20 protein-coding genes are annotated in these 23,899 nt (G+C 55.1%); 10 read left to right on the forward strand and 10 right to left on the reverse strand.

The annotated features are described in order from the left end of the window. Positions 1-29: 29 nt before the first annotated feature. From F5984_RS16670 to F5984_RS16680, 3 genes are read right to left on the reverse strand one after another with little or no spacing between them, the layout of a single operon-like run. Positions 30-1,406, reverse strand: a complete 1,377-nt coding sequence (locus F5984_RS16670; RefSeq protein WP_152125345.1) for a cystathionine beta-synthase — start codon at positions 1,404-1,406, stop codon at positions 30-32. Positions 1,407-1,440: 34 nt separating this feature from the next. Continuing rightward, positions 1,441-2,013, reverse strand: coding sequence for a hypothetical protein (locus tag F5984_RS16675; RefSeq protein WP_152125346.1), 573 nt, complete (start codon positions 2,011-2,013; stop codon positions 1,441-1,443). Further along, positions 2,010-3,095, reverse strand: coding sequence for an AAA family ATPase (locus F5984_RS16680; protein WP_152125347.1), 1,086 nt, complete (start codon positions 3,093-3,095; stop codon positions 2,010-2,012). The genes F5984_RS16675 and F5984_RS16680 overlap by 4 nt, the downstream gene beginning before the upstream one ends. A gap of 588 nt (positions 3,096-3,683) precedes the next feature. Here F5984_RS16680 and F5984_RS16685 point away from each other — a divergent pair. Continuing rightward, a complete protein-coding gene (locus tag F5984_RS16685; protein WP_152125348.1) occupies positions 3,684-4,082 on the forward strand; it encodes a response regulator in 399 nt (132 codons plus the stop codon). On the opposite strand, the gene F5984_RS16690 is transcribed toward F5984_RS16685, so the two are convergent. The 6 genes from F5984_RS16690 to F5984_RS16715 all read right to left on the reverse strand — a co-directional run bounded on the left by F5984_RS16690 (position 4,079) and on the right by F5984_RS16715 (position 11,153). Further along, complete coding sequence (locus tag F5984_RS16690) at positions 4,079-5,050, reverse strand: CPBP family intramembrane glutamic endopeptidase (RefSeq protein WP_152125349.1); 972 nt, start codon at positions 5,048-5,050, stop codon at positions 4,079-4,081. The two genes, F5984_RS16685 and F5984_RS16690, sit on opposite strands and share 4 nt — an antisense overlap. A gap of 151 nt (positions 5,051-5,201) precedes the next feature. Beyond that, a complete protein-coding gene (locus F5984_RS16695) occupies positions 5,202-6,206 on the reverse strand; it encodes a Hint domain-containing protein (RefSeq protein ID WP_152125350.1) in 1,005 nt (334 codons plus the stop codon). A 57-nt stretch (positions 6,207-6,263) separates the two neighbouring features. Next, a complete protein-coding gene (locus F5984_RS16700) occupies positions 6,264-7,850 on the reverse strand; it encodes a flavin monoamine oxidase family protein (RefSeq protein WP_152125351.1) in 1,587 nt (528 codons plus the stop codon). A 54-nt stretch (positions 7,851-7,904) separates the two neighbouring features. Beyond that, complete coding sequence (locus F5984_RS16705; RefSeq protein WP_185155535.1) at positions 7,905-9,095, reverse strand: pyridoxal phosphate-dependent aminotransferase; 1,191 nt, start codon at positions 9,093-9,095, stop codon at positions 7,905-7,907. A gap of 117 nt (positions 9,096-9,212) precedes the next feature. Continuing rightward, positions 9,213-10,199, reverse strand: a complete 987-nt coding sequence (locus F5984_RS16710) for a glycosyltransferase family 9 protein (RefSeq protein ID WP_152125352.1) — start codon at positions 10,197-10,199, stop codon at positions 9,213-9,215. Between the two features lie 168 nt (positions 10,200-10,367). After that, positions 10,368-11,153, reverse strand: coding sequence for an SDR family NAD(P)-dependent oxidoreductase (locus F5984_RS16715; protein WP_152125353.1), 786 nt, complete (start codon positions 11,151-11,153; stop codon positions 10,368-10,370). 209 nt (positions 11,154-11,362) lie between these two features. On the opposite strand from F5984_RS16715, the gene F5984_RS16720 reads away from it, so the two are divergent. The 3 genes from F5984_RS16720 to F5984_RS16730 all read left to right on the forward strand — a co-directional run bounded on the left by F5984_RS16720 (position 11,363) and on the right by F5984_RS16730 (position 16,084). Then, positions 11,363-13,204 carry a glycoside hydrolase family 2 protein gene (locus F5984_RS16720; RefSeq protein ID WP_152125354.1) on the forward strand — a complete coding sequence of 614 codons (1,842 nt, stop codon included), beginning with the start codon at positions 11,363-11,365 and terminating at the stop codon, positions 13,202-13,204. A 265-nt stretch (positions 13,205-13,469) separates the two neighbouring features. Then, positions 13,470-13,667 carry a DUF4177 domain-containing protein gene (locus F5984_RS16725; RefSeq protein ID WP_019988449.1) on the forward strand — a complete coding sequence of 66 codons (198 nt, stop codon included), beginning with the start codon at positions 13,470-13,472 and terminating at the stop codon, positions 13,665-13,667. 116 nt (positions 13,668-13,783) lie between these two features. Further along, positions 13,784-16,084, forward strand: coding sequence for a S9 family peptidase (locus F5984_RS16730; protein WP_152125355.1), 2,301 nt, complete (start codon positions 13,784-13,786; stop codon positions 16,082-16,084). Positions 16,085-16,103: 19 nt separating this feature from the next. Here F5984_RS16730 and F5984_RS16735 read toward each other — a convergent pair whose 3' ends face one another. Continuing rightward, positions 16,104-17,078: a helix-turn-helix transcriptional regulator gene (locus F5984_RS16735; RefSeq protein ID WP_152125356.1), complete on the reverse strand. Its 975-nt coding sequence runs from the start codon at positions 17,076-17,078 to the stop codon at positions 16,104-16,106. Between the two features lie 190 nt (positions 17,079-17,268). Between F5984_RS16735 and F5984_RS16740 the strand changes: the two genes are divergently transcribed. The 6 genes from F5984_RS16740 to F5984_RS16765 are packed head-to-tail and all read left to right on the forward strand — an operon-like array spanning position 17,269 to position 23,887. Next, a complete protein-coding gene (locus F5984_RS16740; protein WP_246169053.1) occupies positions 17,269-18,111 on the forward strand; it encodes a heme/hemin ABC transporter substrate-binding protein in 843 nt (280 codons plus the stop codon). A 12-nt stretch (positions 18,112-18,123) separates the two neighbouring features. Continuing rightward, the gene (locus tag F5984_RS16745; RefSeq protein WP_185155536.1) at positions 18,124-19,221 is read left to right on the forward strand and encodes a FecCD family ABC transporter permease; all 1,098 of its coding nucleotides are present in this window, start codon (positions 18,124-18,126) and stop codon (positions 19,219-19,221) included. Positions 19,222-19,224: 3 nt separating this feature from the next. After that, entirely contained in the window at positions 19,225-20,058 is an 834-nt protein-coding gene (locus F5984_RS16750; protein ID WP_152125358.1) for a heme ABC transporter ATP-binding protein, read from the forward strand. Between the two features lie 11 nt (positions 20,059-20,069). Further along, positions 20,070-21,095, forward strand: a complete 1,026-nt coding sequence (locus F5984_RS16755) for a hemin-degrading factor (protein WP_185155537.1) — start codon at positions 20,070-20,072, stop codon at positions 21,093-21,095. Between the two features lie 2 nt (positions 21,096-21,097). Next, complete coding sequence (locus F5984_RS16760) at positions 21,098-23,227, forward strand: TonB-dependent receptor plug domain-containing protein (RefSeq protein WP_152125359.1); 2,130 nt, start codon at positions 21,098-21,100, stop codon at positions 23,225-23,227. A gap of 36 nt (positions 23,228-23,263) precedes the next feature. Next, complete coding sequence (locus F5984_RS16765; protein ID WP_152125360.1) at positions 23,264-23,887, forward strand: HmuY family protein; 624 nt, start codon at positions 23,264-23,266, stop codon at positions 23,885-23,887. The last annotated feature ends 12 nt before the right edge of the window (positions 23,888-23,899 follow it).

Here is a 23,899-nt window from a genome sequence, read left to right on the forward strand (position 1 = left end):
TTTTCAGACAAGATACGAAATTATTCGGGTCAGTTGGTCATGGCTGCCAGCAAATCGGCCTGCGTAATAATGTGCACCTGCTGGGTTTCGTCGCGCACGAGCAGCGCCTTGTTTTCGCGGTCAATAAGCGACGAAAGTACGTCGACCGTGTTGTCGAGCCCTACAAACTTGAACGGTTTATCCATTACCTCGCTCACGGCTTTATCTTTCACGGCCGGGTCGTCGATGAGCCGGTTCAGGATGGTCGAGTCGGTCAGGCTACCTACAATGTGGCCCTCGGGGTCGGTTACCGGAATCTGCGAAATGCCCTGCCGGTTGAGCACCTGAATGGCCTGCGAAACCGTAACGTCGCGGCCGAGGGTGGTCAGTACGCCGGAGCCGTTTTTGCTCGTGATAATGTCGCGGGCGGTTTTAAACTGGCGATTTTCCAGAAAACCGTGGTCGTTCATCCAGGTGTCATTATAAATTTTGGCGAGGTAACGGGTTCCGTGGTCGGGCAGCAGAATGACCAGCACATCGTCGTCGGTGAGGTGTTCGCGGGCCCATTCGAGCGCGCCATGCACGGCTGTCCCGCACGACCAGCCCACAAAAAGACCTTCCTCCCGCGACAGCCGCCGGGCCATGATTGCGGCATCCTTGTCGGTGACTTTGATAAACTGATCGATCACGTCAAAATCGACGTTTTGGGGCAGGATATCCTCGCCGATACCCTCGGTCAGGTAGGGATAAATTTCACCCGTATCAAAAACGCCTGTTTCCTTGTATTTTTTGAATACTGAGCCGTAGGTATCCAGGCCAAGTGTAAACAGTTGTGGGTTTTGCTCTTTCAGAAACCGCGATGTGCCACTGATGGTACCACCCGTACCGACCGAGGCCGCAAAATGCGTGATGCGGCCGTCGGTATCGCGCCAGATTTCGGGGCCGGTGCTTACGTAATGCGCTTCGGTATTGGCCAGATTATCGTACTGATTGGGGTAGAGCGAATTCGGAATCTCCTGGTTGAGCCGTTTGGCCACCGAGTAGTAGGAGCGGGGGTCGTCGGGGGCTACGTTGGTTGGGCACACAATCACCTCTGCGCCCACGGCCCGCAAAATGTCCATTTTCTCTTTCGACTGCTTGTCGGCCATTGTGAAAATGCACTTGTAGCCTTTGCCGATGGCCGCCAGCGCCAGGCCCATGCCCGTGTTACCGCTCGTACCTTCGATAATGGTGCCGCCGGGCTTAAGAATACCCCGCCGTTCGGCGTCTTCAATCATACTCACGGCGATACGGTCTTTCACCGAGTTGCCTGGGTTGAAGTACTCTACTTTGGCCAGTACGGTGCCCCGGATACCTTTAGTCACTTTGTTGAGCTTAACTAAAGGCGTGTTGCCGATCGTGTCGACGATGGAATTGTAGTATTTCATTGGGATGGTTGATGAAGGATTGGTTTTACATCACTCACGTTTTTGCGTACTCACTCAGAAACGCTTGTACTTGTTTATGAAAATGGTTGAAACTAGGAGAGCGGGTAGTTAGCCAGTTAACATCCAGATGTAGCAAAATGTCATTCGCTAACGCTATTTGTTTAGCTACCACTTTTGTGTTGTCGTAAACGGCCCGTTTGGCAGTTGCTCGAGTTTGCGATTCCAAAGGTGTATTTTTCCCCGGTTCCTCGTGGTGTCGCTTGATATACCAGAGCCAGTACTCAATACACTGAACGGGTAGCATTACAATAGCAGGGTGTCCCTGACAAGTTTTGGAAAAGTCTGCCTGTTTTTCTAAAATTTTGGGCGTTTGATCGGTGTCAATGTCCCGACTAATAAACAGAACATCCAGCTCGAGCAACCTGATTTGCCGTAATGCTTCTGGTAGAAGTTTATCTACCTGCTTATCGTTCGTTGCTTTGAAACGCCAACGCTCATTTTCGTCCTCAATGAACGTGTCGGGGAATTCCTGGTGCAGGTATTTTTCTAGAAAGTTGCGTTGAGCGTCGTCTTCTCCGAAAAAAGCGTAGGTAACAATCTGGCTCATTTTGGTACTCCCCCTAGAAAGCCAACCGTCCAGGCATCGCCAAGAGAGTCGGTGTAGTGCGGTGGTTCAATGCCTAACTCTTTACTTCTCTCTGTTTCCGGTTCGATTACATCATGTAATAAATTTTTGACGTGCGTTGCGCCTTCTTCATCCTTATCGAAGATAAAGACCGATTCCGGCATGTCTTTAAACATATCAACGATTGCGGGGCTGTGTGTGGTCATAATGACCTGCACATCTTTCTCTTCAACCAGCGTTAGGATAAACTGCATTACCTCAAATAACCGGCGCGGATGAATCCCCTTTTCGGGTTCTTCCAGCAATAGCAACTTAGGCGGGTTAGGCTGGTTGATAATACAGAGCAGAGCTAGGAAATAAAGCGTACCCTCGGAGAGTTCGTCAGCCCAATACGTGATTCCCTGTTTGCTGTTTGTTAAGCCGAGACGTTTGAAGGATTTGTCGCCGTATTGCTTTTTGAGTTCTTCGGTGGCTGGAGCGTCGTCAAGATTAATCTCGTCAAATTCAGGAACACAAGTGTGTAAGTCATTTTCTGTACGATTGAAGACAGCTTTCCGATACTTTCCGAGCATCAAATCTAAAAAACCAACTAGGTTAGAAGCATCAGCTTTTACATTCTCATCGCCTGTTCCAACCGGACCGGGTTGAGTGAGTTTGTTCGGGTCAAGTTTATAAATTTTTAGAGAACTATATTGATAACGTTGAAACTCAGGTATTGAGACTTGTCCCGTGATTATTTCGTCTGGTGAATCATTTTTGAAGTATCCGGTAGTACTTGTTAGGGTATTCAAATCATAATAGAGTTTGAATATCCGCCAGTCATATTCCTCTCTGTCAGAGGGCCAGATCAGATTGACGCTAATTTCTTTTGAAAGGCGTTTTCCAAATGCTATTTCGTTCGGATAGTAATTTGGTTGATTCTTACCTTCTCGTATCAACTCCAGCGCCTTCAAAAAATTCGTTTTACCGGAGTTGTTTGGGCCAATGAGCAGGTTCACCTTCTGAAGATCGAGGGTGACGTTCTTAAGGCTCTTAAAATTCTGAATCGAAACGCGCTTGAGCATGGCTGTTGGCAGTCGGTAATGGCGCAATACTACGGATTTTTGTCTGAGTACGGCTAATGAGACCTGGGGTACTGGGTAAACGGACTTCGGAAAACGAACGGTATGAACCAACCAGAAGGCCGCGTCGGATTTAGCCAATTATTAAAAAGTGATTTAGTCGCTATGTAACGGTCGTTTGAGTAATTGTTGCCAACGGACTACCTGACTGAAACCATGTCTATAGCGATGAAGGAGTTATTTTATACCTAACACCAACGGATAGTTTAGAGACTTGTTTTGTAATTTGCTGAAATACAGTGTTTTGTTATTTTTGGCATGTAAATTATTTCAGATTTTAATAAATAAGAAGTCTATTCAATACGATATTTAGCCCCGTAAAATACAGTGCCTACGTTCTAAAGTGGGATAGTGGTACCGGTCTATTAAATAACTTTTGTGCCCAAAAAGGCTTGTAACTATAGTTGAAATGTGCCGAATTTGTAGTAAGCTTGTCACCTTTCGCTATAAAGTCGTCTTAACCCATATGGCGCGTTATAGTATAGTTTAAAGGCCACCCAAACCTTATTGTTTGATAGACGTTTTACCTGAATGACAGCCCCAAAAACCACTGTATGGTTAGTCGATGACGATGACGATGATCTGATACTGCTGGAATCCGCCTTTCAACGAGTCGATGCGTCGGTTCGTCTGGAAACGATGCACGATGGCGAAGAATTAGTTGATCGACTCAATACTAGTCCCGAGCGTCCGAATTTTGTTGTCTTAGATCTTAATATGGATCGGCTCAGTGGTATGCAGGCCCTACGGGAAATCCGACAGCATTTCCCGCAGCGAGAACTCAAAATTGTGGTTCTCACTACGTCGTTTAACCCCGACGACCGGTTCCGCTCTGAGATTATGGGCGCCAATGAGTTTTACGTAAAACCCAGCGATTTCAAAGAAATGGTGGAGCTGGTGCGCAATATGTTACAACGATGGGCGCACTAAGGCGTTAATCCGGCCGGTTGCTGTGCCCACTGTTGTACGAAAGCGGCCCCATCCATGAGCCAGGCGATGCTCAAATGGATTAGCAGACCGCCCCATATACTTTGCGTGGAAAGGGCCAGTACCCCCAGCAGATAGCCGCCCAATACCGACGAGAGGGTTTCGCCCAGAGGCTTGCCAAAGTGAATGCTCGCATAGGCTACGACCATCGGCAAAATCACGCCCGATTGGTTCTTATCAACGGCCGTAATTCGGCTAAGTCCAATCACCATAAATCCGCGAAATAGCAGCTCCGTCGGTACAAAGTCCCAGCCATAGCAAAGTTCGTAAACCAGGGCCGTGACCCATTCCGGCACACCCAGAAACTCATTAGCCGTGGTATCTTTGTAGGTCGGATAGAAGTCGAGAAAATGGGGCTGAAACGACGCAAAGGCAATCAAAGGCACCATAATCAATAGCAGTAGGGCATAAACCGTCAGCCCGTCGCGCTTGGGTTTCAGACCATAAAAATGTTCGGCCCCATTATCAAAGAATCGGTAGTACAGGTACAAGGGCAGTACCAGTGTCACTAGTGAATGCAGGTTGCTGAGGCAGTAGTAAGCGAACAGGTAAATTTGGCCGTCGAGAAGTTGCTCGCTCCAGCGGTTGTACCCGTAAAACCCCGCATAAAACCCATAAGCCACCCACCCGACGCCCGTGTGGAGCCAAAATCGGCGGTTGCGCCAGAGGTCGGGCCGGTGATGGTAGTACGTCCACAGCCCCATAGCTACATAATAGACCGTTGTGTACAGAAGTATATACAGGACCGGTCGTTTCCAGCTACCCCGCAACGAGTCGATGTACACATCTTCCAGATCAAATGTATAATTGAGGGTAATCAGAAGCCCAAGCCAGGCTGCCGTTGCCAGATACAAACGGGGGTGAAAATCCGCGCGGAGGTACTCCCGCAGGTTCTGAATCAGTAACTTCATGGAATTCGGGTAAAGGGCCGTGCTGTAGAGAGAATAGCCTAAACTACAGGTTGTGCAAATAAGCCGACTACTAAAAAGGCCCCAATGTACAACTTCGTACACGGGGCCTGAAATAAGGATTTGGGAATATTCAGCGCGGAGGAGTCGGGCGCTATTTATCGAGCACCAGCATATCGTCGACCAAAAAAGCACCCCGGTCGGTGGTGAGCGTATAAACAACGTTGACAGACCGGGTTGTTTCGCTCGGCCGTGCCACGTGGTAAGGAACCAGTGTGCCCGATTCGTAGCGGTAGAGAGTTTCGCCGGTTTGTACGTCGCCCAACGGTTTACGGCCGGTAGCTGTCAGGACCGGGTGGTTGGGCGTAGCTTCAAAGAGCATTGGTTCGGGCAAGGTACGGGCGGCTGTGAGCCCTTCGGCCGGGGTGAGCCATACTCCGCTCAGGCCTATTTGGGTATCCGGTGCTACGGGTGCATGGGCTTGTACGCCCGTAATGCGGGTAGGTACGAGGGTATGCGTAGTGGCATCGTAACCCAAAATCACATCCCCTACGTTCAGCTTGGCAATGGGTTTGGTAGTGCCGTTTAGTAGTGTCACGGGGGCTTCGGGCGCAAAGCAGAAGTTATACTCCTCTTTCTTCTTACCGTCGTCGGTTTTGGCACCGGCCCCGCCAGCCAGTAGCGTAGCCATCTCGCGCGAGAGTACAAACCCCAGTGCCGACATTAGGCCGGGCTCTTTTTCGCCTACGTACTTCAGGTCATCGATGTACAAATCCCAGGCTTTACGGTCGGCATTGGCACCCGGAATCACAAAGGGTTTCAGGTCGCCTGTTTTGCTGTTCTGGTAAATAGCGAGCAGGCCCAGTTCTTTCGTGTCGGCAGCGGCATACACCTTGTAGAGGTATATTTTCCGACTGATACCGTCGCTGTAATTGAATACGTAGGGCGGGCGTTCCTCGTACCGATCCAGAATAAAATTGCCCGACTTGAAGTAGGTGTCTTTGTCGAGGTTGCCAATCTTGATGGATTTGATGGTAGTAACGTCGTTCGCGGTCATGACACCGGTGGCCGGGGCCTGCGCCCATACGCGCTGTGCAAAAAAGTTGGTGGCTATGGCCGAAACCAGCACAAACAGAAAAGAGAGGAAATGACGATTCATAGTAATTCAGGTTTGCATGATTGGACGTAAAATGACAGAAGTAGCCGGAGCATAGGCCTACTTTTGGGTGTACTGCCCCACCCGGCTGTGAATAGCGTCGACAACCCGCCGGGCTGAGGTAAAGGCCCCTGCCATCCAGGCTGTAAGGTATGTGGTGTGCTCACCGGCAAAGTAAATGTTGCCGTCGGGCTCCAATAGGGCGGGGTAAAATTTCCGGCGCGACGCATCGTCGTACAAGGCCCAGCCTCCTTCGCTGTACGGAATCCGGTGCCAGGCCAGCGAAAAGCTGTTTTCAAACTCGGCAGCGTACTGTGGGTGGATTTTGGCACCCTGTTCCAGTGCTATTTTTTGCCGCTCGGCAATAGACAGACTGGCTACGGCTTCGGCCCGGCTGTAAAAGTTGTAGTACCCGATGAGTACACCTTTATTGCCCATAAACCCGAACGATGGATACCAAATCTGGTTGATGTCCATGTCGGTGCGCGAGATACCACCGTAAATACCATCATCTTCTTCCCAGAATCGGCGTTTAAACTGAAGCCCAATTTTGCCGGTTTTGATGTACGGCACAAAATCAGCGGCTCGCTTTACCGGTCCCGATAAGTCGGAGTCGATGTTTTTCAGGACGGGTAGTGGAATAGTACACACGCAGAACTCGGCCGCTAGTTCGGTGGGTTTGCCGTCGCGCTCGTACACGACCCGAACGCCGGTTTCGGTTTTGCGCAACTGCTTCACCGGCGCATTGAACACCAGTTTGCCCGCCAGTTTCTTTTCGAGGGCTTTGGCTATAGCATCCATCCCGCCCACGGGTTGCAGCAGTGTAGTTTGCTGCTCGTAGGTGTACTCGCCCACGTTGTAAAACACCGGCTGCATAAAGCCCGACCGGAGCAGGTCGGTGAGGCCGTAGGGGTCGGTCAGGGTGCCGGGGTTAGCACCGGCACCGGGGCCTCCGTCGGCATAAACGGGGCGGCTGGCGTCTATTTTATAGCCGCGCCGGTTGGTGCCTTTGTACAGATGTGCCGTGTTAAGGTCGCCCTCGTTTTTTAGAAAATCGATCAGCTTTTCAACGTCTTCTTTGGTCAGCTTTTCGTCCAGCGCCGACTGGTCAAGGGCTTTGGCCAGCAGCTCGGACGTGTAGCCGCGCATATCGTTGTGATAATCCCGAATACGCATCCGGCGGTTGTTGAGCGGGCCCTGCGCTTTTTCGTTGAACAGGTAAGCGGCTTCGTTGGCCCCAACAAATACCTCAAGCGGCACCCCCAGCTCCCGGCAGTACTGGAGCGTGAGCTGATGGTTGTGCGGAATGCGGGCCGCACCTCCGTTGAAATACAGCCCGCCCGCAAACTGACTGGTTTGGGTAGGGCCACCCTGTTCGGTTTCGGTGGTGCCGCCCCGTACCGTCCAGACCCGGCCGCCAGAGCGGGCGCGCGCTTCGAGTACGGTGCAGTCGTAGCCGAGTTTGCCGAGTTCGTAAGCGGCTGATAAGCCCGCCAGACCGGCTCCCAGAATAAGCACTTTGCGCCCCTGTGCGGAGTCGAGAGGGGGCAGGTCAAATGCCTGAGCAGGTGCGGGTTGCAACAAGCCCCAGGCCGACAGGCCGGCGTAGGCCGCACTGGTCCGATTGATAAAGTCGCGTCGGGTCATAAAAAAGGGGGAGGGGCCCCGACGCGAACCATTCGGGCTCGCGTCGGGCCGGGTTTAACCTACTACTTTCTTAAATTCTGCCAGAAAAGCCTCCATCTCGGCTTGTGTGCCTATGCTTACCCGGCACCAGGGTTGCCCGCCAAATTCGCGGGTTTGAATTCCGATGCCGTTTGCCCACATCTGGTTCTCAAACGTTTTGGGCTTCATTCGGATCGGGAACAGCAGAAAGTTGGCAAATGACGGAATCACCTCGTACCCCATCCCTTTGAGGGCCTTGGTTGTGTAGTCGCGCACTTTGGCGTTTTCGGTGCGGCAGTAGGTCTGCCATTCACGGTCTTCGTAGGCGGCAATCCCGGCCATGAGGGTGGTTATGCTAACCCCGAAATTGTTGTTGGTGTACTGGCGCAGGGCCTTGAGTGTATCAGGTTGGGCAAGGCCGTACCCCAGCCGCAAACCCGCAAAGGCATGAATCTTTGAGAACGTCCGGGCCACAATTACGTTCAGCCCCTCGGCAACCAGCTTGCCGGTGTTCGGGCGTTCGGCCGGGGCCAGAAAATCAATGTACGCTTCGTCGAGAAAAACAGGCACTTTGGGGGCTACCTCCCGTACAAACGCTTCGAGTTTCTGCGGATTTACAATGGTGCCGGTCGGGTTGTTGGGGTTCACGATGTACACCATTTTGGTATTGGGCCCGATGCGAGCCTTCATGGCGTCGAGGTCGTACTCGTATTGCGGGGTGAGCGGAACCGCTTCAATTTTGGCCCCGAAGGCTTCGGACCGTTCCAGTAGGTCGTCGTACGTAGGGCGGCAGGTCAGAATGGTTCTTGGTTTCGATGGGTCGCCGTTTTGGGTGTAGTACGCAGCTGCTGCCATCAGAATATCCGACGAGCCGGGGCTGAACAGGATATGCTTGCGCGCAACTCCTTCCTGCTCACCAATGCGGTTGGCCAATTCGCCAAACTCCATCCAGGCGTAGCGGTTGCTCAGGTCTACGGCTTTTACCAGAGCCTCGCGGGCTTTGGGCGATATACCGTAGGGGTTTTCATTGGCCATAAGCCGGGCCTTCAGCTTCGGCATGGTTTCGGGCGGGGCCGTCAGGTAAAACTCCCGGGCGAAGGCCTGTTGACTGCCCGCGAGAGGGGCGGCCATGCTGAGTGGGGGCCTGCCGAAGCTGGTCAGACCGGCTGCCAGTAGGCTACTGGCGCGTAACCAGTCGCGCCGACTGATAGAAGATAGTTTTGTCATGGCGAATAATACTGGTACTATGTATGGTCAAAAGTCTCATACAAAGTATAAAATTTTACGCCACAACGTTTTTATCCGCTTGTATAAACGGTAAAATTGTTAGATCAATTCTATTCTCTATCGGTTAGAGGCTATTTCGATAGTAGTGGCACACCGGAAATGACCCAGTGGGCAGGCCCGGTACCCGTGCAGGCCACACGGCCGGCAGTCGAGGGGTTCGGGGGTTTGAACAACCTGGGCGTTGTCGGCGAGCGGCCCAAAGCCAAAGGCCGGAACCGTGGAGCAGAAAATAGCCGTGGTGGGGGCATTGACCGCCGAGCAAAGGTGCATTGGGGCCGAATCGTTCACGTAGTTCATGATGGCCCCCTGCATGAGCGCGGCCGACTGCAAAAACGATAGCTTGCCCGCCAGATTCTGTACGTTTGGGTGGGTGGCAAGCACCTGTTGCCGAATATTGGCACAGGCGTCGGTATCGGTGGGGGCACCGAGGAGGTAAATAGTGGTGTTGGCCGGGTTTTGCCGGATAAATTCAACCCATTTTTCGGCCGGGTACTGTTTGGTGAACCAGACCGAGGTGGGGGCAATGCAGAGGTAAGGCTTTGTCTGGTAAGAGGCAACGGCTTGTTGGTCGGCCGGGCTGGGGTACAAACGGGGCCGAGGGGCCTTACATGTACCGATACCCAGCGGACTGAGCAGGGCGGCATTCCGGTCGACCTCGTGAATACCCGGCTCAATGCGGTGTTCGATGCGGTATTTGAAAAACCGGCTGAACGGATTTTTGTCGTACCCAATGGTTTGGCGAGCTCCCGAGAGGGCCGTAAGCAGACCCGTTGCGCCAAACCGTTGCAGGTTAATCACCACATCGTACTCGCTCTGGCGAATTTGCCCCAGTAGTTTCCAGAGGCTTTTGTACTTGCCTCCTTTTTTATCCCAGATCAGAATCGAGTGCAAAAACGGGTGATTTGCCAACAGGCTTTCGTTGCCTTTGCGCACCAGCATATCAATTTGCGCTTCGGGCCGTTGCTGCCTGATTTGTTCCAACAAAGCGGTGGCCAGAATTACATCACCAATAAAAGCGGTCTGAATTACCAGGATACGTGTCATTCGATAGTTTATGCCCGATCGTTTCTTGCTGAGGTTGTCGGTTCTTTTGGGTGGAGTGATTGGCGATGCGTCATTAGTTATACGCGAATTGGGGCGATCCGTCATCCTGTTGCCTCAAATAAACAACGAACAACGGGCCGGTTTCGGTCAACAGACGTTGGGCGGGCGTTAATATTGACCCTCGCTGAGGTCCCAGCCGCCGTCGATTGCCAGAATCTGCCCCGTGGTAAACCGAGATTGATCGGAGAGAAAATACACGGCAGCCCCGTCGAGGTCGTTGGGTTGGCCAATGCGCCCGCCTTCGAGCGGCTGCTTGGTTTTCACAAAAGACATGATGGCTTCGTCGGTGGTGGCCCGCTGCGACATGGGCGTTTCGACCAGGGCAGGCAGCAGGGCGTTGACCCGAATATTGTCGGCGGCATAGTAAGCCGCTATAGACCGGGTGAAGCCAATAACGGCTGATTTGGCGGCTGCGTAGGCGTGGGTTACGAAGTGCTTGGGCGAAGGTGAGTGACCCAGCACGGAGCCCATGTTCAGAATGGACCCTCCCTGACCCTGCTCCCGGAATGCCCGTACAGCGGCCTGGTTCGACAGCATGAGCGACGTAATGTTCAATTGGATGGTGGCGTTCCAGCCCTCCAGGGTCAGCTCGTGCAGGGGGCCGTCGCCGAAGCGCCGACCGCTACCACCAGCCACGTGGTACAGTCCATCGAAGCCACCAAAAATATTCTGGCAGAGGTCGATGGCCGTAACGGCGGTTTTGGGGTCGGCGGCATCGCCCGACATCGCCAGTCCGTTGCCATCCAGTTGGGCTTCGGCGGCCGTACAGCTTTCGGGGTTGCGCCCAACCACCACCACGCGGGCCCCTTCGCGCACAAAAGCCTGAGCGGCCGAAAGGCCCATGCCGGTGGTGCCACCAATGATTACAATTCGTTTGTCAGTAAGCCAATTCATATGGGAAAATAGGGTAGTGGTTGGGTGGCAGGCCCGTAGACACGCCACTCGTTCACCAAAACTAAAAACGATACCGTTCTTATCGGCTACGGGCCCCGAAAAGATTTGCCGACAGAGAGAAAAGTACAGTTAATCAGTTTTTGGATAATTGAAAAACTGAGGCCCCGATAGGGCGTTAAACGAAGCATACTGCTCAACCAACTGGACGTATGCACCCGACGTATCGTAATTTCAACCTCACCGAAAGCCATACCGATGCCCATCGGGCGCAACCCATCAACCCGCTGCCCCGGGCGGTGCTGCGCCCCAACACGTACATGCTGCTCGATGGCGAGTGGCGGTTTGCACTGGATATTGACGACCGGGGGCTGCGCGAAAACTGGCACCTTGGGCACACGTACGCGCACATGGCCCATTGGCCCGGCTCGGTGGAAGAGCACATCCGGGAGGCACACGAACAGGTGCAGACAACCTCCTGGCACGATAAAGTGGTAGTCTGGTACGAGCGAGACTTTACCCTGCCTGAGCGCGACCAGAACGGAACAGGCCTGGCCCAGACCCTGTTTCAGATCACCTTCGGGGCTTGTGGCTACGAAACCCGGGTGTGGCTCAACGGGCAGCTCTTGCGAACGGTTGAAAATGAAGACATCCACTACGGGGAGTACACCTCGTTTTCGTACGAGCTGGGCGATAACTTTCTGCGTACGAACAATCGCCTGACCGTGCGCATTGCCGATACGATGGACGCCGACATTCCGCGCGGCAAGCAGGAGTCGCTGGTGTATAAGCGCGGGGGCATCTGGTACCAGACCTACACGGGGGCGGTGCGGTCGGTGTGGCTCGAAACCGTGGAGCGAAACCGATTGCGGTCGCGGGTGGGGGTGGTCAGTATTGTGGAAGACGAGCTGGTGCGGTTCAACCTGACCACCCGGATCCACGACCCCGGTTTGTACACCTTACGGCTGCGGGTATTTGAAAAAAATGGCCTCGATACCGACACTCCACTGGCCACCGAAGACTTTCCGTTGCGGCTCGAAGCAGGCCAGAAAAACCAGCGCGTGGTGGTGGAGCTGCCCAAGGCCCGGCTTTGGTCGCCCGACGACCCGCACCTGTACCGGCTGGTGGCGCAACTGATCGACGAAACGGGGCACGTATCGCAGATCGAAGCCCATTTTGGTCTGCGCAAGGTAGAGGCTCGGGGCTGTTGCGTGTACCTCAACGATAAATCGGTGTATCTGGACGGAATCTTGTACCAGCCCGGCACCTCTACGTTTGAGGAAATCGAACGGCATTTTTACGCCATGCAAAAGCTCGGCTGCAACATGGTGCGGGTGCACATTGCCGGTATCGATCCCCGGATTTATAACCTGGCCGATGAGCTGGGGCTGCTGTTGTGGGTAGAGGTACCGAGCCCGCACCGCTCCAATCCGCAGAGCCGCCAGAATCACCGGGCTGAACTCGACCGAATGCTGTCTCTGATCGAAACGCACCCCTCGGTGGTTATCTGGAGCCTGTACAACGAAGACTGGGGTGCCGAAGACATTGCCACCAACCCCGATACCCAGCGGTACATTATTGATACCTACCACTACATGCACATTAACCACCCGCAGTTTCTGGTGGTCGATAATGATGGCTGGAAGCATATTTCGCTTGAAGGACGGCTGAAATCGGACTTGCTCACGGCGCACCTTTACACGCCCGAGCTGGCGCATTGGCGTACCCTCCTCGACCGGCTCGAACGGGGCGACAACGAGGGCGTGGCCGTGCATCCGCTCGTAGTAGGCGACCCGTTTTTCTTTCGGAAACAGGTACCTCTGATTGTGAGCGAGTGGGGTGGTTTTGGCTTTGCCGATTACGGTGGCCCTACCGATGCGGACGACCGTACCGACCGAATCCGGCAGTTTAAAGAAGAACTCCGGGCGCGGTCAATTGCGGGCGATGTGTACACGCAGGCTACCAATATCGAAGATGAACGCAACGGCCTGATTGACCCATACACGGGCGAACTAAGCGTACCTGAGGGATTACTGCGCTCGCGCCCTCGGTAGTTTAATGAGTAATGGATAATTTGTATTACAATTAGCTGTTCAACAAATGATGGCTGACGCAAGGGCCTTCGACAGGCTCAGGCTGACTGGCGGCTCTCAAGTTTATAGTCAGTCTGAGCCTGTCGAAGGCCCTTGCGTCAGCCATTATGCATAATTCAAGTTAGTTTAATGGATAATGGATAATGGATAATCAGGCAAATGCCTCATTACTCATTATCCATTGTCCATTATCCATTGTTACATTGGGTGTTCAAAACCATACGCAATGAAAAAGTTTGAATACCGAATTCTGGATGTAAAAGCCGGTGGCTTTTGGGGTGGTCGGGTTGATGAACAGGCCTTGACGAACAAACTTAATGAACTGGGCCGCGAGGGCTGGGAATTAGTATCGACCGTTGATACTGAAATTTACGGGGGTGGGTCGCGCGGTTTGCTGCTGATGCTCAAGCGGGAGCTGGAGTAAGGAGGACGTCGGTCGTTGGGGACGGCCGGTTGCCCGATAATGAACGGGACAAGGCGGACGGAACCGGGTAAATTCTTACTTTGCCAGACGTTACGCAACTCTGCCTTGTTCTGGTTATGACACGTTTGTTTACCAGGCCCTTTCTGTACACGGGCTTACTCTGTTTATGGGTTGTTTCCATTGCGCACGCACAAGGTCGGCTGGAAGACTACGCGCGGGCCAACCGGCTCAAAGCCGCCATGGACAAGCTCTATTACGCCCCCGCAACGGTGACCTGGTCGGAAAGTGGGCAGCTGGCCTGGTATCTGATGCAAACCCCGCGAGGCTCGGAGTTTATGGCAGTCAACCCGGTGCAGAAGACCAAAACGAGAGCGTTCGATCAGGAACAATTGGCCCGCCAACTCGCTCAGGTAGCCCAAAAGCCGGTGGAGCCGTATCAACTGCCTTTCTCGACGTTCGTGTACGGGCCCGGCGACCGCAGTATCCGGTTTCGGGCGTTCGATTATAACTGGTCGTTTGATCTGAGTACCAATACTCTCACCCAAACCGACCCGGTGGCCGCTCTCCGGGAGCGTTATTGGGGTGAACGAGGTAACGACCAAACCGACCGGCCAGTGACGTCGCCGGATGGCACTTGGCAGGCATTCATCAAAAATCATAACCTCTACCTCCGGTCGGTAAAAACCAGGGAGGAGGTTCCATTAACGTTCGATGGAGCCGAGGGCGAGTACTATTCGGGCTACATGCAGTGGTCGCCCGACTCGAAAAAGCTGGTTACGAACAAAGTACGGCCGGGGCAGAAACGACAGATTTATTTTGTCCGTTCGTCGCCCGACGATCAGCTTCAGCCTAAGCTCGAAAGCCGGGACTACCTGAAACCGGGCGATGCCCTGCCCGTGCGTACACCGCACCTCTTTCTGATTGCCGAACGGAAGCACCTGGTCGTAGACAATGCTTTGTTTCAGAACCAATACGAGCTAACCCGCCCCGAATGGCGGCAGGATAGCCGGGCGTTTACGTTTGAGTACAACCAACGGGGGCATCAGGTGTACCGGGTGCTGGAAGTTGATGCTGTAACCGGCAAGGTTCGGGCGGTTGTCGACGAACAACCCCAAACGTTTTTCTATTACATGCCGGTGGGTAATGATGGCAAGCGGTTTCGGCAAGATCTGGCCGATGGGCGCGAGGTAGTCTGGATGTCAGAGCGCGACGGCTGGAACCACCTGTACCTGTACGATGGGCTGACCGGTACGGTTAAAAACCAGATTACCAAAGGCGAATGGGTGGTGCGCAACGTGATTCGGGTAGATGAGCAAGCCCGAACGATTCTGTTTGCGGCCGGGGGCGTCGACCCGAAGCTGGACCCGTACTTTGTGCAGTATTACCGCATTAATTTCGACGGCACCGGCCTGACTGCCCTGACGCCCGAAAATGCCAATCACCGGGCCTTCTTTTCGCCCGACCACCGGTACTTTATCGACACGTATTCGCGGGTGGATATGGCCCCGGTTACCGTGCTGCGCTCAACGCGTGACGGCTCGGTTGTGATGCCGCTCGAAAATGCCGATCTCTCGGCCTACACGCAGGCTGGCTGGCGGGCCCCGGAGGTGTTTACGGCAAAAGCCCGTGACGGCAAAACCGATATTTGGGGCGTCATTGTCCGGCCCACGAATTTCAACCCCAAGAAGAAGTACCCGGTTATTGAATACATCTATGCCGGGCCGCATAGTGCCTTTGCCCCCAAGTCATTTATCACCGGCGAACGTGCCCGGGGTATGTTCGAACTGGCCGAGCTGGGCTTCATTGTGGTGCAACTCGACGGTATGGGCACCTCGCACCGTTCCAAAGCCTTTCATGACGTTTGCTGGCAAAACCTGAAAGATGCCGGTTTCCCCGACCGGATTCTGTGGATGCAGGCCGCGGCCCGCAAAGACCCGTCGATGGACCTAAGCCGCGTAGGCATTTACGGCAACTCGGCCGGCGGGCAGAGTACGGTGGGTGGGTTGCTGTTCCACCCGGAGTTTTACAAAGTGGGTGTGTCGTCGAGCGGGTGCCACGACAACCGGATGGACAAAATCTGGTGGAACGAACAGTGGATGGGCTACCCCATTGGGCCGCACTACGCCGAGTCGTCGAACGTGACCCATGCCGGGAAACTTCAGGGTAAACTGTTGCTGATTCTGGGCGAGGTTGACGACAACGTAGACCCAGCCTCGACCATGCAGCTTATCAATGCGCTCATCAAAGCAAACAAAGATTTTGATTTTCTGATGGTGCCCAACATGGGTCATTCGATGGGTGGTGACTACGGCGAGCGCAAACGTCGGGATTTCTTCGTGCGGCATTTACTGGGTGTGGAACCGCCCGCCTGGTCGGCCCAGCTGATGAGCACGAATGGGCAGTCGAGTGGCCGTTGAGGGGCTACCTGCCTACTGCCTATTCGGGTAGCGCACCAGCCCCACCTACTTCGCGTGGGGGCATACCGTATTTCTTCCGAAACGCGGTTGTGAAATGGGCCGGGTGCTGATACCCCACCGTGTAGGCCACTTCACTGACCGAATGTTGGCCTGTTTTGAGTAGTTCATACGCCCGTTCGAGCCGGTAGTTTAAGACCCATCCGTAGATCGAGTCGTTGAATAGCTGCTTGAATCCTTTTTTCAGTTTGTACTCGTTGAGGCCTACCGCCCGGCTTAACTCGCCCAATGTGGGTGGGCTGGTGTATTGATCCTGAAGCAACGCCAGTACCTCGTGCAACTTTGGGGTGTCGGGATGTGGGGCTTCTGTAGGGGCGGGTTGTGGGTCCGAGCCGTCGTACGACCGTAGCTGTAAAGCCAACAGTTCCATTGCTTTTGCCTCCAGAAATAGCCGTCTGACAGCCCCCGACATCGCGCAATCGGTGATCTGCTCCAAGACGGTGTGCATGGTGGCTGTAATGAGTTGGCCCGCCCTGAGCTGCCCTGTTTCGGTGGCACTGGGCCGACGGCCGGTCAATTGGCTGAAAATGGCGGGCAGCATATACACCGAAACTGTTCGGGAGGGTTCGGTGGGGCTGAGGTCAAACCCTATTTCCGGGGTATTATCAAACCACACCACATGTTGGTTGGCCGCTACCCGGAGCGGAGCAGGTGTGTTCTGCCCACGCAACGCAAGCGCGCCTGTCTGCACAAAATGCAGCCCAATGGTGGCCTGTTCCCCGCTGATTCGTAGCTGTGTCGGTTGCCGAACGGCATAACTCCCCCACATGAGCAATACACCCGGCCGGAGCGTAACCGCCTGTACGCTAACCTCGCCCCCTTGTGGCAGCGGCAGAACGAGCGGGCCACTTTCGGGGTCATAACAACCATTGAACCGGCTGGGGGGTAACTCGGTCAGAACCTGGTTTGTATCGGAAATCAGGACGGCAAGCTTCATGGTATAACGTTGGTTGTGGTACTGCACCGGGCTGTCAATTATCCCGATTGCGTAAGTGATTATCCCGATCGCGTAAGTCTGAACGGGTGAGAAGGCGTTTTCTTTGCAACATTATTTGAAATTAATCTAAATAACAATAGTGATGCAGGTATTTCGCTCTTGGACTGTGCTGATACGCTACTGTCTGATCTTGAACAGCTTGTTTTGGGCATCGCCAATGGCAACGGCGCAATCGGCACCGAAGTCGCCCCGCATTGTGTCGTTAAACGGCACCGTCACCGAGATTCTTTGTGCCCTTGGACTACAAGCCCAGATTGTCGGCACCGACGTGACGAGCACCTATCCGGCCGCCATGGCGAAACTGCCGAAAGTGGGCCACAACCGAAATATTGGTGCAGAGGCCGTACTGGCTTTGCAACCCACGGTTGTGGTTGGCACCCAAACGCACGGTGGCATGGATGTGAAGCCGGAGGTAATTGCGCAGTTTGGGCAGGCCGGTGTAAAGACCCTCTTTTTTAACCAGACCCACTCGGCCGACGGGGCTAAAAAGCTGATCGGGGAGGTGGCCGCAGCTTTTGGGCAATCGGCCAAAGCCCCGGCGCTGATTCGTAAAATTGACGCTGATCTGGCCAACCTCCGCAAGCCGTCGCGACCGCAGAAAATCCTGTTCATTTATGCTCGGGGGAGTGGCAATATGATGGTGGCCGGCCGGAATACGCCCGTGGAGAAGGTCATTCAACTGGCGGGGGGCGTCAATGCGGTAACCGACTTCGACAACTTCAAACCGCTGACCGCCGAGGCTCTCATTGCGGCCAATCCGGATGTGCTGCTGCTGTTTACGAGCGGTCTGAACAGCATGGGGGGCATCAACGGCCTGCTGAAAGTGCCGGGCGTAGCCCAAACCATGGCGGGTCGAAATCGCCATGTGATTGAAATGGACGGGCAGCTACTCACGGGGTTCGGGCCCCGGCTTGGGCTGGCGGTGCAGGAGTTGAATCAGAAATTATCGCAAGACCTGACCCTTAACAAATAACCTATCCGCACTATGCTCACCAACGTACCGCCCATTGCCCGCACCATGACCACAACGACCTTCCGCAGCCGTTCGCGCGGTTGGTGGCTAACCGGCACACTAAGCCTGCTGCTGGGGTTGGTAGTTGTCTGGTCGGTGGGGGTTGGGGCGGTTTCTATCCCGATTCCGAACGTGCTGGCTATTCTGCTGAAACAGTTGGGCTGGGCTGGCGCGTCCGTTGAACCACAGCAGGAGGCTGTTCTGCTGGTAATCCGGTTGCCACGGGTGTTGCTGGGGGTGCTGGTAGGGGCCGTGCTGGGCATGTCGGGGGCGGCTATGCAGGGGCTTTTTCGGAATCCACTGGCCGATCCGGGCCTGATCGGGATTTCGTCGGGGGCCTCGCTGTTTGCCGTCCTGACCATTGTCTTTCAGGTGAAACTGCTGCCTGGGCTTACCGGGCAGGCCGGTCTGTACATGCTGTCGATAGCGGCCTTCGTGGGGGCTGTTGTTACCACGGGGCTGGTGTATCAACTATCGCGGCAGGGCCGTACTGTGCAGGTGAGCACCATGCTGCTGGCGGGGGTAGCCGTCAACGCTTTGTGTGGGGCACTAACCGGTCTGCTGACGTACGTAGCCGATGATGCACAACTTCGGACGATAACGTTTTGGGGGTTGGGAAGTCTGGGTGGAGCTAACTGGGATATGCTCGGGGTTATTGCGCCGTTGGTGGCCTTGCCGCTTCTGCTCCTGCCCCGGTTGTCTAAATCGCTGAATGCCTTTGCCCTGGGCGAAAGTGGGGCCGAGCACCTGGGTATCCACGTTGGGCGCTTAAAACAGGCTGTGATTGTACTGGCTACCTTGGGCGTGGGTGTATCGGTGGCCGTAGCCGGAGCCATTGGGTTTGTAGGGCTGGTAATTCCACACCTGATTCGGCTCGTGGCCGGGGCCGATCATCGGCTGGTATTGCCCGGTTCGGCCCTGTTGGGAGCCATTGTCCTGACCGGGGCCGATTTGCTGGCCCGTACCATCGTGGCCCCCGCCGAATTGCCCATTGGTATCCTGACGGCTTTGATTGGCACCCCTGTTTTTCTGTATATGCTCCTCCAAAAGAAATCAACCATTACTACCTGAACCATGCTGGAAGCGAATCAAATAACCCATCAGATTGGCCGGAGGAAGTTGCTGGACGACGTGTCGCTGGTGGCCAAACCCGGCGAGTTGGTCGCCATAGCCGGGGCGAATGGGGCCGGTAAATCAACCCTGCTGAAAACCCTGAGCCGGGAAATAAACCCGACCAAAGGGTATGTGTCTCTTGACAACCGCTCTGTTTTTCAGTTTAGTGCCGCTCATCTGGCCCGTAGGCGGGCGGTGCTGGCGCAGCAAAATCCGCTGGCCTTTCCGTTCAGCGTTTACGAACTGGTTATGATGGGCCGCTACCCGCACTTCGATGGGCGGCCCGGTGCCGACGACCTGGCTGTGGTGGATTACGTTCTGGATCTGACCGGCATCACCCATATGGCCCAGCGGGCCGTACCAACGCTGTCGGGTGGGGAGCAGCAACGCGTGCATCTGGCCAAGGTGCTGGCGCAACTGATGACCGCCGACGAAATTGCTCAGCCGCGCGGCCTGATTCAACAACCCAAATACCTGCTCCTCGACGAGCCCACCACCGGTCTTGATCTCTATTATCAGCACGCCCTGCTCGATATTGCCCGCGCCATGACATACCGGGGCTACGGGGTGGTGGCCATTCTGCACGACCTTAATCTGGTGATGCAATATGCCGATCGGGTACTCCTGCTGAAAGATGGCCGGGCGCTGGTATCGGGTAAGCCGACAAACGTTTTGAGCCCGGCGGCTATTCGGGACGCGTTTGGGCTGTCGGTAGATATCATTTGCCAATCGGGTATGGCTTGCCCTTTCATTGTGCCAACTCAACAACTACACGCATTTTCAAGAACGGCTTAAACATTCCTCCAATGACCACTGAACTACTAAGTCTCAAGACACTGTACGCCACTTTTCGGGCCGAAAACCCTAAAACCCGTATCCGCGACGCGGCAAGCCAACTGGGCGTGAGCGAAGCCGAACTGGTGGCCACGGGCGTGGGCGAAACGGCTATCCGGCTCGATGGCGATTTCGGCGAACTGCTGAAAGGGGTGCCGTCGTTGGGCTACGTTATGGCCCTGACCCGTAACGACAGCGTCGTTCATGAGCGCAAAGGCGAGTACCAAAATGTGTCGTTTAATGGCCATGTTGGTCTGGTACTGGGCGATGATATCGACCTCCGGCTGTTCATGACGCACTGGAAACATGCCTTTGCGGTCAATGAAAACGGACGCCGGAGCCTACAATTCTTTGCGGGCGATGGCGAGGCTGTTCATAAAATTTACCTGACCGACCAAAGCAACGAAGCCGCTTATCACACGCTCGTAGAGCAGTTCCGGGCCGCCAGTCAGTCTGCCCATCTGCCCATAGCCCCTAAACCCGAGCCTGCCGCCGAAACGCCCGACAGCGACATTGCCGTCGCGAAATTTCAGCAGGCCTGGCGCGACTTGCAGGATACGCACGACTTTTTTGGCTTGCTTCGGAAATACAAGGTGACCCGGTTACAGGCTATGTATCTGGCCCCCGAAGGCTTTGCTATTCAGACCCCTTTCGACAAGGTGAAGCAGGTTTTCAGCCGGGTAGCCCAAACGGGCCTGCCCCTCATGGTCTTCGTGGGAAACCGGGGCTGTATTCAGATTCATACGGGTGAGGTGCGCAAACTGGTGCCTATGGGGCCGTGGTTCAACGTACTCGACCCAACGTTTAATCTGCACCTGCGCGAAGACCACGTAGCCACAGCCTGGGTGGTGAAAAAGCCGACGGTCGACGGGGTGGTGACGAGTCTGGAACTGTTCGACGTGGCTGGCAATCAGATCGCCCTGATTTTTGGGAAACGTAAACCGGGCATTCCGGAGCAACAAGCCTGGCGCGACGTTGTGGCCGAACTCGCCGAATAAGTATGCTGCTGTTTGTGATAGCCATAGCCCTGATGGGGCAAGGCCCCGACTCCACGGGCCGGGCCACGGTTGGCCGGGCCGACAGCCTGAAAAGCCGCGCCCTGAATGAGGTGGTCGTTACGGCAACCCGGACAGAGCGGCCTATGGGCGCACTACCCATGCCCGTGACGGTAATTGGGCGGGAGCAAATCCGGCAGATGGGTGCCCTGCGGCTCAATGATGTGTTGCAGGAACAAACCGGCCTCGCTATTGTCACCGACCACGGGCAGGGGCTTCAGGTGCAGGGCTTCGGGCCGGACTACACGCTTATTCTGATCGATGGGGAGCCGTTGGTGGGGCGCACTGCGGGCACGCTCGAACTGAACCGACTGGCGGTGGGCAACATCAAGCAAATTGAAATCGTGAAGGGGCCATCATCGAGCCTGTACGGGTCAGAAGCCCTGGCGGGGGTGGTCAATATCATTACCGAAACCCCCACCCGCACGCGGGCGTCGGTTTCGGCCCGTTACGGGGCCAACCGCACCAGCGACCTGACCGGCGATGTGGGCCTGCGGTTCGGTAAGATTGGGTTGTACGCATTTGGTAATCGGTATGGGTCGGCGGGATATGACCTCACTCCCGAAACGACGGGCCGCACCGTGTCGCCGTTTCTGAACCATACCTTGAGCGGACGCCTGACAGCTGATTTTACCGACAAGCTAAAGCTGAGCGTTTCGGGGCGGTATTTTTCGGAGCGGCAGGATAACCTTCTGGAGATAAGTCCCGGCCGGGCGGTTGCCGGTTTGGGCCGCGTCACCGACCGGAATATGAACCCGGTACTGACCTATCGGCTGTCGGAAGCCTGGAAGGTGACGTACCGGTATTACAGCACGCTGTATCGGACACAAACGAACCTTACGTATATAGATAACCGGCAACCGTATGACCAAAGCTATTTTCGGCAGACGTTCGACCGGCCGGAAGTGCAGGTGGATCATTACCTGAACCAGAAGCACATGCTGACCCTGGGCGCGGGCTTCATGGCCGAAAGCGTGGAGGCAACCCGCTACACCGAGCGGCAACGGTTCACGAACAAATACGCCTTTTTTCAGTACGAGTGGCTGCCGACGAGCCGCTGGAACCTTATTCTGGGTGGGCGTTACGATGCGCATTCGCAGTATGCCACGCAGTTCAGCCCGAAGGTGTCGGCCCGCTACGAACTGAACCAGACGTTTGCCCTGCGGGGTAGCGCGGGTGTTGGTTTCAAAGCCCCGGACTTCCGGCAACTTTACCTCAACTTCGACAATTCGGTGGTGGGCTACAGTGTGTTCGGTACGCACGAACTGGCCGCCAGTCTGGAGCGACTCCGTCGACAGGGGCAATTGGCCGAGGTACTGACTGACCCGGCCGCCTTTGGCAACATCCGGGCCGAAAGCTCGGTAGCGGTCAATCTGGGTGTGGCAGCGGATTTGGGTCGGCAGTATAACCTGCCTATTACGGCCAGTCTGAACCTGTTCCGCAACGACATCCGCGACCTGATTGAAACCCAGGCCGTGGCCCTGAAAACCAACGGGCAGAGTGTATTCAGCTACATCAACCTGAACCGCGTGTTTACGCAGGGGGCAGAGCTGGACGGTAGCTACCGGCTACCCGTAGGCACGGGCCGACTAACCATTGGCGGGGGGTATCAGTACCTGGTAGCCAAAGACAAGGCTGTCGTGGAACAGTTGCGGCAGGGCAAGATTTTTCGCCGTGACCGCATCGACGGACCACCCGAAACATTGTTGACAGCGCGTGTCAAAGCCAATGAGTACGGTGGCCTGTACAACCGCTCCCGGCACATGGCCAACCTCAAACTGTTTTACGAACAGCCGCGTCGGGGCATTTCGGCCAGTGTACGGGGTATTTATCGCGGTCGCTACGGCTTTGCCGACCGGAACGCTAATGTCATTCTGGATGCCGACAATGAGTATGTCAATGGCTATATGCTCTGGAATGTAGCGGTCAGTAAGACGCTGAAAGCCTTTACGCTTCAGGCGGGTATCGACAATCTGGCCGGGCATACCGACCCGCAATACATTCCCAATCTGCCGGGGCGCTTGTGGTATGCGTCGCTGCGCTGGACACTGCTACCCAACACCAAAGGCTCCTGAGCGGGCCAATTCATTCACAAATTCAATTCTACGTTTATGCAACCTGTAAAAATCGCCTTCCTGACCACATTGACGCTACTTTCTGTATTCGGTTGTAACCAGGAAGAACCCACCTCTGTAGCGCCAGTGAAGGCCACTACTATTCGGAACCTCGCGGCCGACCCGGCCCAGATTAACCCGCAAACCGGGCAACCTGTCGGCGCTACAAACAAGTTTACCCTGTTCAGTCTGAAAGATGGCGTAACCGTAGCCAATAGCGACTCGGCAACGAACAAATGGGATATTGGCTTTCGGGCTACCACCCTTATTATCAACGGGGGGAGCATCCGGTCGGGCAGAGGGGGCGCTTTTATCCATACCGGTACGTTCGATGAGCTGAAAACCATTCCGGCAGGTACCACCTTCGCCACCGACGAGAGCCCTGCCCAACTAGCCATTCCGACCGGGTCGGGAAAAGGCTGGTACAATTACGCCAATACCCTTATTACGCCTATTCCCGGCAGGGTGCTTCTGATTCGGACGGGCGATGGCAACTATGCCAAGGTCGAAATCCTGAGCTATTACAAAGACGCCCCCGCCACGCCCACCGCTACGAGCGAAGGCCGTTATTACACCTTCCGGTACGTGTACCAGCCGGATGGTTCGCAGAATCTGAACTAGCTGATTGGGTTA

The sequence above is a fragment of the Rudanella paleaurantiibacter genome (genome assembly GCF_009184635.1).
Taxonomy (GTDB): domain Bacteria; phylum Bacteroidota; class Bacteroidia; order Cytophagales; family Spirosomataceae; genus Rudanella; species Rudanella paleaurantiibacter.